Source organism: Steroidobacter sp. (genome assembly GCF_016790065.1).
Lineage (GTDB): Bacteria > Pseudomonadota > Gammaproteobacteria > Steroidobacterales > Steroidobacteraceae > Steroidobacter.
Window position 1 is genome coordinate 1 of the sequence record NZ_JAEUPY010000143.1, and the last position, 7,856, is coordinate 7,856.

General features: G+C 60.2%; 8 protein-coding genes. 6 read left to right on the top strand and 2 right to left on the bottom strand.

Annotated elements, in window-relative coordinates; all coding sequences use genetic code 11:
• Window positions 1-421: 421 nt before the first annotated feature.
• From JNL55_RS06050 to JNL55_RS06065, 4 genes are all read left to right on the top strand, one after another.
• The gene (locus tag JNL55_RS06050) at window positions 422-700 is read left to right on the top strand and encodes a hypothetical protein (protein ID WP_293850708.1); all 279 of its coding nucleotides are present in this window, start codon (window positions 422-424) and stop codon (window positions 698-700) included.
• A 65-nt stretch (window positions 701-765) separates the two neighbouring features.
• Window positions 766-1,440, top strand: a complete 675-nt coding sequence (locus JNL55_RS06055; RefSeq protein ID WP_293850711.1) for a hypothetical protein — start codon at window positions 766-768, stop codon at window positions 1,438-1,440.
• 1 nt (window position 1,441) lies between these two features.
• Complete coding sequence (locus tag JNL55_RS06060; RefSeq protein WP_293850713.1) at window positions 1,442-2,128, top strand: HupE/UreJ family protein; 687 nt, start codon at window positions 1,442-1,444, stop codon at window positions 2,126-2,128.
• A 134-nt stretch (window positions 2,129-2,262) separates the two neighbouring features.
• A complete protein-coding gene (locus JNL55_RS06065; RefSeq protein WP_293850716.1) occupies window positions 2,263-3,318 on the top strand; it encodes an NAD(P)-dependent alcohol dehydrogenase in 1,056 nt (351 codons plus the stop codon).
• Here JNL55_RS06065 and JNL55_RS06070 read toward each other — a convergent pair.
• Window positions 3,278-3,616 carry a helix-turn-helix domain-containing protein gene (locus JNL55_RS06070; protein WP_293850720.1) on the bottom strand — a complete coding sequence of 113 codons (339 nt, stop codon included), beginning with the start codon at window positions 3,614-3,616 and terminating at the stop codon, window positions 3,278-3,280. The two genes, JNL55_RS06065 and JNL55_RS06070, sit on opposite strands and share 41 nt — an antisense overlap.
• Before the next feature lie 87 nt (window positions 3,617-3,703).
• A complete protein-coding gene (locus JNL55_RS06075) occupies window positions 3,704-4,258 on the bottom strand; it encodes an ECF-type sigma factor (RefSeq protein WP_293850723.1) in 555 nt (184 codons plus the stop codon).
• 205 nt (window positions 4,259-4,463) lie between these two features.
• Between JNL55_RS06075 and JNL55_RS06080 the strand changes: the two genes are divergently transcribed.
• Both JNL55_RS06080 and JNL55_RS06085 read left to right on the top strand, forming a co-directional pair.
• Window positions 4,464-7,091, top strand: a complete 2,628-nt coding sequence (locus JNL55_RS06080) for a serine/threonine-protein kinase (RefSeq protein ID WP_293850726.1) — start codon at window positions 4,464-4,466, stop codon at window positions 7,089-7,091.
• 250 nt (window positions 7,092-7,341) lie between these two features.
• On the top strand, window positions 7,342-7,856 hold a 515-nt coding region (locus JNL55_RS06085; RefSeq protein ID WP_293850729.1), incomplete at its 3' end, for an Ig-like domain-containing protein.

The window sequence follows — 7,856 nt, forward strand, 5'->3', positions numbered from 1 at the left end:
CGATTTCGACCACCATCATCATGACGATGGTGCCGTTCATGGCGCCGACACAACCGATGGCCCTATAGTGGCCTTGCAGAGCGCGCTCGGCTCTCAGACCAGTTTCCTGTTCTCAGCGGCTTGGCTCCCGTTGGCCTGCGCTGTGGTCGTTTCGCTGCTGATGGCACAACTCTATGTTGCCGTCGTATTCCCACCTTCGTCCGCTCCCAAGCCGTCTTCTCGACACGGCTATTGGCGACCGCCACTACGCGGTCCGCCAGCACTTTCCCTCGGCTGAATTCCAACGCTCAGTTTGATCGTGCGTGGCCGCCGCGCACGGGTTGAGCTATTCAAGTTTTCTCGTTAGCCAGCAGGGCGCACGCGACGTGTGTCTACGCCCGCTCATTTCATTCGTAGTGATTGCAACCAGCAGGAGTTCCTCATGAACAAGATTCGAATCGTTTCCATTGCCGCGCTCACGTTGTTCGTCGGTACGGCGTTGGCGCATAAAGGGATGCACGGCCCGGGTGCCAAGTACGATGTCGACGGCAGCGAAGACCTGTCGCTCGCCGAGTATGAAGCGTACTTGAAGGCGACCAATCAAGACGTGAGTCAGGCCGCCGCCAAGTTTGCGCAGCTCGACAAGGACAAGAACAACGCGTTGTCCAGCGCCGAGTTCATTGCGGGCTTGCCCAAGGACTCGGCCGCGAAGAGTCAGTAAGCGCGACCATCTCTGGAGGCGCTGCCAACGGCGCCTCCGCACTTCTTCTTCACAGGTACTCATCCGTGTCTCAGCCAATCTCTCCTTTCGAAAGCAATCCGCCATCGGCGAAAAAAATCCTGATCAGTGTCGGCGCCGCGCTGCTCGGTGCAGCGGCCGTGTTGGTGACTATCATTCTTCCCGCCGAATACAACATCGATCCCACGCGGATCGGCGGCGCTCTCGGGCTCACCGCCTTGAACGCGCCCGCCAAGACGGTGCAGTTCACTGATGTGGTCGGCGGCAATGAGACATACCGCGAAGTGGCCATTCCAGATTTCGGCGAACCGGCGCCACTGCCCAATCCTGCGGTCTTTCAGAAGCAGGCACAGCTCGCCAAGGTCGAAGACCGGACGGTAACTCTGCAGCCCGGACAGCAGACGGAGATCAAGACACTGCTCGACGCGGCTCAGGTCATCACGTTCTCCTGGCAGGCCGAAGGGGGCTTGGTCTACGTCGACTTCCACGGTCACGAGCCCACCGGCTCAGGCAACGAAGATTTCTGGGTTCGTTATGAAGAACAACAGAGCGGCACTGCCGGCAGCGGCTCGCTGGTCGCGCCGTTCAAGGGCGAACACGGCTGGTTCTGGTTGAACCTGAGCGAACAGCCGGTGACCATCAAGCTGCACGTCAACGGCTACTTCGACAAGATCGTCGACTACGGCGTTACTACCGAAGGCAACAAAGCGGGGAGCAAGTGACATGCGCTCCAAGCTGAGCCTTCTTGGCATTGGGTCGCTGCTGCTTGCGCTGTTCGCGCCGGTGCTGTTCGCGCATGGAGTGGCGGGCGGCGATGCGGACTATCTCGAGCGCATCGAGGGCGTGCATTTCATTCCGCTGATGTATCTGGGCGCCAAGCACATGGTGACTGGCTACGATCATTTGTTGTTCCTGGCCGGAGTGATCTTTTTCTTGTATCGGCTCAAAGATGTGGCGCTGTACGTGACGCTGTTCGCCGTGGGGCACAGTGTGACGTTGTTGTTCGGTGTGCTGGCTGGCATTCATGCCAACGCTTACATCGTCGACGCCATCATCGGTTTGTCAGTGGTGTACAAGGCGTTCGAAAACATCGGCGGCTTCGCGCGATTGGGCATGAAGTTCGACACGCGCGCAGCGGTGTTGCTGTTCGGCTTTGCTCACGGCTTTGGACTGTCGACCAAGCTACAAGACTTGTCTTTGTCAGCGGACGGGCTGGTGCCGAACATGATCGCGTTCAACATCGGCGTCGAGATGGGGCAGTTCGCGGCACTGGCGCTGATCCTGATCGCGTTCAACATCTGGCGGCGTAGCACCTCGTTCGTGCGTTCGGCGTATGCAACCAATGTAGTCATCATGGCCTTGGGCTTCGCGCTATTCGGCTATCAGATGACAGGCTACTGGCTTGCCTGAATGGACGGGATCGAGGGCACATTGCGGAATCAGGCAAGCATCATGGGGGATGCGACTACCTGAAAGAAGCGCGGCAAGGTCAGGATACCAACCTGCGCCAACGTGTTTGGCGCCCTGACCCCGGAGATTTCCAAGTGCAAGTCAAAGCCTACGCCGCGCAGTCCGCGCACACCCCTCTGCAGCCTTTTACTATCGATCGACGTGCACCGGGCGACCAGGACGTTGCCATCGAGATTCTGTTTTGCGGTGTGTGCCACTCGGACTTGCACACCGTGCGCAGCGAATGGGAGGGCATTTTGTTTCCGAGCGTCGTCGGCCACGAGATTGTCGGGCGCGTCACCTCGGTCGGTGCCAAGGTCGGTAGTTTCAAAGCCGGCGATCTGGTCGGTGTCGGTTGTATGGTGGACAGTTGTCGTACCTGCGAGTCGTGCAAGGACGATCTCGAGCAGTATTGCGAAGGTGAGCACGGCTTCACTTCTACCTACAACGGCTACGCCAAGGGCGGCACCGTCAATACTTTCGGCGGCTATTCCACGCACATCGTGGTCGACCAGCATTTCGTGCTCAAGATCTCGCACGCCGAGAAGGATCTGGCGGCAGTGGCGCCGCTGCTGTGTGCTGGCATTACCACCTATTCGCCGCTGAAGCACTGGAAGGTCGGGCCTGGGCAGCGCGTAGGAGTGGTTGGCATCGGCGGTTTGGGGCACATGGGCATCAAGCTCGCGAGCGCGATGGGTGCGCACGTCGTGGCGTTCACTACCTCAGAATCCAAGCGAGCCGCTGCGCTGGAATTGGGCGCGAATGAAGTAGTTGTTTCTAAAGATGCCGAGGCGATGGCCAAGCACGCCAATAGCCTGGACTTCATTCTCAACACCGTGGCCGCACCTCACAACCTGGATACGTTCCTGGCGTTGTTGAAGCGAGATGGCACGATGACGGTGGTGGGCGTGCCAGGCGAGCCGCATCCGTCGCCGAATGTGGCCACGTTGATTTTCGGCCGCCGCACGCTGGGCGGTTCGTTGATCGGCGGTATCAAGGAAACCCAGGAGATGCTGGATTTCTGTGCCAAGCAGGGCATCGTCGCGGACATCGAGACCATCCGCATGCAAGACATCGAGACGGCCTTCGGTCGCATGGCCAAGAGCGACGTCAAGTACCGGTTCGTGATCGATCTGGCGTCGTTGAAGTAGCTGCCAGCGCGATGGCTGCCGCGCGCGTCGGAACGCCGAGTTTGCCAAGCACGGCTGAGACATGATGATCGACGGTTCGGGTCGAAACGAACAGTCGGTTGGCGATTTCCGAGTTGCGCAGGCCTTGGGACAACAGAGCGAAGATCTGGGCTTCACGTTTGGTGAGGCCCAGCGAATGAGCCAGCACGATCGCTTGGTCTTGCCGGAGTGTTTCGAGCAGGCGGGCGCGGTCGCCGGGCTTCAGTCTCAGGGCATACTGAAGTGCAATACTAAAGTGTGGCACCACGTCGCTGTTCACCGTCTGACCCCTGGCCGTGCGCAAAGTGTTGGCCTGGAGGTCATCGGAATCGGCGGCGCAAAGCCGACAGCGGCGCTTTAAAAAAAATCAGGAGGGGTCGGGCAACTGCGCCAAGGCTCGATGCAGGAACAGTCGGGCTTTTTCCCAGTCGCGTTGAATGGTCCTTTCGGACATGCCCCACAGGGCCGCAATGTCGGTAAAGGAAAAGCCGCTGAAATATTTCAGATCCACCACCTGCGCCAGCCTCGGCTCGGCGACGGCGAGTTGTTCGATGGCATCGCTCAGGCGTTGCAGTTCTTCGACATCGGCGGCCTGCTCGGGAATGTCCGTCGGCAACGAGGTGATTTCAAAAGCGCCGCCGCGTTTGAGCGCTTGCCGGCTGCGGGCGTAGTCGATGATCAAGCCGCGCATGGCTCGCGAGGCATACGCTAGAAAGTGAGCACGATCGGGAAACAACACCCGCTGGCGTTCGCTGATGTTCAAATAAGCTTCGTGCAACAGCGTGGTGGCACCTAGCGTCAACGCGGCGCCGCCATTCCGGCGCAATTCACGTTGGGCGATCCGGCGTAAATCGTTGTAGAGACTGACGAACAGCTCTTGCCGGGCGGCAGCGTCGTGCAGACCCAGGTCGGCGGATTCCATCCGCGGTTCCGGTGCTGGCTGCTGACCCAAAGTACGCTCCTCACAACCCGGCATCCTCGCCGGCGTGGCGGTTTTATAGCATGCCGCCGACGCTGTCGGCCCTGGCCAGATGTCGGGTTACGTCGTCGGTTTACGATTCCACGGTAGGATGAGCGCCGTTGCGCGACTCCATCCCTGCCGAACGAGACCAAAAGCTGGACCGCAAATGACTGCTGAACCGCTCGATCCCGCGACCTGGCGCCGGGTGACGGCCTATCTGGACGAAGTACTGGACCTGGACGGCGGGGCGCGCGAGCGTTGGCTGGTCGAGCTCGACGGCCGCGAGCCGGAAATTGCTCGGGCAGTGCGCGAGTTGCTGGCCGATCAGGAAGTGCTGAACGCCGAAGGTTTCTTGAGTTCGTCGGCGGCACCGACGGCAGGTTTGGTCGCGGCGGCGAATGTTTCGCTGGCCGGGCAAACGGTCGGCGCTTACACCATCGAGCGAATGATAGGCCGCGGCGGCATGGGCGAAGTGTGGCTGGCCGCGCGCAGTGATGGCCGATTCGACGGCAAAGTGGCGCTGAAGTTTCTGGAGAGCAGTATCGCGCAGCCCCGGCTGGCGGATCGGTTCACTCAAGAAGGCCGGCTGCTCGGGCGACTGGCCCATCCCAACGTTGCTCGGTTGCTCGATGCCGGAGCCATGGCCGACCAGCGACAGTTCCTGGTGCTGGAGTACATCGACGGCGAACGTATCGATCGTCATTGCGATCTGCGCGGGCTGTCGGTTCGCGAGCGAGTGCGTTTGTTTATCGACGCGGTATCGGCTGTGGCCTACGCGCACAGTCAATTGGTCATTCATCGCGACTTGAAGCCTTCGAATGTTCTGGTCACGCAGGATGGCGTGGTGAAGTTGCTGGACTTCGGCATCGCCAAGTTGCTCGGCGAACAGCAAGTGGCGGGCGACGGGCTGACGCAGATCGACGAAGTCGTGATGACGCCGGAGTACGCAGCACCGGAACAAATTCTCGGAGAGTTGCCGAGCACGGGTACCGACGTCTATCAGCTCGGCATGCTGTTGTATGTCCTGCTGGCGGGCGATCATCCGCTGCCCAAAGCTTCGAGCCGGACCGAGCGTATCAAGATCGCGTTGGAAGGGCGCATTCCGCGAGCTTCGCAGTTTGCGGCTGGTGCGCGAGCCAAGGCGTTGCGCGGCGATCTCGACGCCGTGCTGGAAATGGCGTTACGACCTGATCCAAAAGAGCGTTACGCAACGGCGGCAGCGCTACGCGAAGATCTAGTCCGTTATCTCAACAATGAACCGGTCCGCGCTCGCGATGGCTCGACGCTGTATAGAGCACGTAAGTTCGTGGCACTTCATAAGTGGGCGGTGGCCGGCGTGAGTGCTGCGTTTGTGGTCTCCATCTTGTTCGGGTTCTCGATGACGCGACTGGCACAACAGGCGCAACGCGAGCGAGATCGTGCCAATGAGGAAGCGGCAGTCGCACGCCGAGTTACCAATGTCACTGCTGGATTGTTCGAGCTCGCCAATCCGCTCAGCAGTGGCACCAAAGACATCTCCGCGCGTCAGTTGCTGGACGCTGGAGTGCGTCGTCTGCAACTTCAGTTGAATCAACAGCGCGAGGATGTGCGAGCCGCGTTGTTGGAATCGGCGGGCAATGCTTATCGCGGCATAGGTGCGTATGCCGACGCGACCAAGCTGATCGAACAGTCTGTGGAGCTGCGCCGAGCTGAAGCGAAGTCGGAGCCGGGCTTGTACGCCAAGGCGCTGCTGGATCTGGCACTGGTCAAGCGAGAGGATGGTGATCTCAACCGCGCGAGTGAGTTAGCCCGCGAGGCTGTGGCAACGTTGGCAGGTACGGGGCGCGATCCCGATGTGCTGAATCAAGCCAAGATTGAATGGGCGAACATCCAGCGACGTCGCAGCGAATTCGACGCGGCTGAGGATTTGGTGCGGCAAGTGTTGGCGACTTCGGGCACGTCGGCCGAGGCGCAGGCGAATCGAGCTTACGCTTTGCTGCTCTCCGGGCGACTTGCTGTGGCCCAAGGCCATGTGGATGAAGGCCTCGAACAATTACAACAAGTGTATCGGGAACAACTACGAACCGATGGGCCGAGCGGCGAATTGACCATCGAAGCGGCCAGCGCACTGGCCGATGCCTGGGTGGTGAAAGGCGATCCGGCCGCGGCCGAACCGTTATTGCGTTCACTGGTGGAGCAGACTCGTCAGCTGTATGGCGACGAGCATGCGCAGGTGGGCATTGCCTTGAACAATCTAGGCAACGCACTTTCGGACTTGCCGCCCAAGTACCCAGAAGCGATCACGGTCTATTTGCAGGCCGCAGACGTCCTGCGCCGAACGCTGGGGCCGACGGCGATCGAAGTCGGCAACACTTATAACAACCTCGGCGTGCTCTACATAGCGATGGAGCGCTGGGCCGACGCCGAGAGTGTCTATCGTCAGGCAGTGCAGATCCGGCGGAGCAATCTGGGCGGTGCCAGTCCTGAGACAGCCAGCAGTGGCAACGGTTGGGCAGTGGCGCTGAGTCATCTCGGCCGTGATGCCGAAGCAGAGCAGTTACTACGCAATGGTGTGCAGACTCTGGCCGACGCATTGGGGCCGCAGCACTGGCGGGTCGGCAACGTTCGGCGGCAACTGGCCAGCGTGCTGGCGAAGCGCGGCAACTTGGCCGGCGCTCAACAAGAGATCGATTTGGCCCTGGAAATTCTAGGCAAACAGCTCGGCGCCAACCATCCACGCACCGTGACAGCTAGAGCGCTGGCCGAACAGATTTCGGCTCAACGGACTGCCGCTGTCGGGCGTCCGCGAGCTTGATATATTCAGCTGCAGACCAAACAAACAACAAACAATCTGGCTTTCGTAGGCGATTCGCTGGCTGAGTTTCAGGCTTTCTTGCAGTAAGTTCTGCTCTCGCATCTGGCACGAACGTGCGAGAAGAGGGGCTATGCAGAACACCTCGAGGCGGATATCGGCGCTTGGCGCGCTGATAGTAGTTTCAGTTCTGAGTATTACGGGATGTGGAGGTGGGGGCGGCGGAGGAGGCCGCACGAACTCGGCTCCGGTATTGGCATCGCTGGCTTTCTCGACCAAACAAAACACCGACCTCACCGGCCAGGTGTCTGCGACCGATCCCAACGGCGAAACACTCACATTTTCAGTCACCGCCAATCCCACCAGCGGGTCACTGGTCAGTTTCAATGCGACCGGCGCCTTTGTTTATCGACCTTCGCAGGGCTTTCTTGGCGACGACACATTCCGCGTGGAGGTCAAAGACGCTAGCGGCCACACGGCGTCAGGCGCGGTCAGTATCAATGTTCATTTGAATCGTATTCCTGTCGTCGGCAACGACGCCATGCGTGCGGACGGCGCAGCGCTTGCAAACATCGCGGTGCTGGCGAACGACTCGGACGCAGATTCCGATCCGCTGACGGTGACCATAGAGCAAGCACCCATTGCGGGTGTCGCTACCGTCAATGCCAACTCATCCATCAGCATCAGCTCACTGCCTGGGGGCTTCAAAGGAGTCACGCGTTTCAAGTATCGCGTGACCGATTCGAGCGCGGCGTCGGCCATCGGCAC